The sequence below is a fragment of the Enterococcus sp. OL5 genome (assembly GCF_006491895.1).
Classification (GTDB): Bacteria; Bacillota; Bacilli; order Lactobacillales; family Enterococcaceae; genus Enterococcus_D; species Enterococcus_D innesii.
In genome coordinates this window covers 1-994 of record NZ_VHIL01000042.1, presented here as the reverse complement: position 1 = coordinate 994, position 994 = coordinate 1, and the positions used below count along the sequence as shown (strand labels likewise).

Genomic DNA, 994 nt, shown 5'->3' with positions numbered 1-994 from the left:
ATGAACGTGCACTCGCGGTTCATCAAAGCGGGCATTCAAGCTTTCTTGAACCGCTAATAATTGTTCTTTTCTTTCTTCAAAACGGGTCCGGTCATGGTCTCGAATAATGTATGCCATTTTCGCTTCTTCTACTGAGCCACTGAGGCTCATCAAATGGAAGAACCCTTCTGTTCCTTCGGTTTTCTCAGGGACTTCATCAGCAGGTAAGGCATTTTGAAAATCGACTGCTAGTTGCAAAGCGTTGATCATGGTGTCTTTCGCAGTTCCTGGGTGGACATTTTTTCCTTGGATCGTGATTTCAGCTTGCGCCGCATTAAAGGTTTCATATTGCAATTCTCCTACTGGACCGCCATCCATTGTATAGGCAAAATCAACATTGAAATCTTCAACATCGAACTTATCTGCACCAACACCAATTTCTTCATCAGGGCCAAAAGCGACTTTGATTTCCCCATGTTTGATCGTTGGGTTTTTAAGTAAGATTTCCATAGCTGTCATGATTTCTGCAATACCTGATTTATCGTCAGAACCTAATAAAGTGGTACCATCAGTAGTGATCAAGGTTTCGCCAGCATAATTTTTTAAATTCGGAAAATCTTTGGTGTTTAATGTGTATTTTCCTTCTTTATCTAATTTAATGGTCGATTCGCCATCGTAATTTTCGATGATCTGCGGATCAACATTTTCTGCATTAAAATCGGCCGTATCCATATGGGCGATAAATCCAATGGAGCGTACGTCATGATCCACGTTACTTGGCAATGTCCCAATCACGAAACCATTGGATTCGTTGTAGTGAACATCGCTTAATCCTAATTCTTCTAGTTCTTTTTGCAGTTCTTTAGCAAAAGCGACCTGTGTTTCGGTGGAAGGTGTTGTCGTGCTTGTCGCATCCGAACGGGTTTCTGTTTTTACATAGTTCAAAAAGCGAGGCAATAAATTTTCGTACATAAATAATTCTCCTATCTATAGTCAAATGGATTTGTTGAAGTGG

1 protein-coding gene is annotated in these 994 nt (G+C 40.5%); it reads right to left on the bottom strand.

The annotated features are described in order from the left end of the window. Positions 1-951, bottom strand: a 951-nt coding sequence (gene pepT / locus FJU10_RS18930) for a peptidase T (RefSeq protein WP_140966742.1), incomplete at its 3' end; no start/stop codon positions are given. Positions 952-994 lie beyond the last annotated feature (43 nt).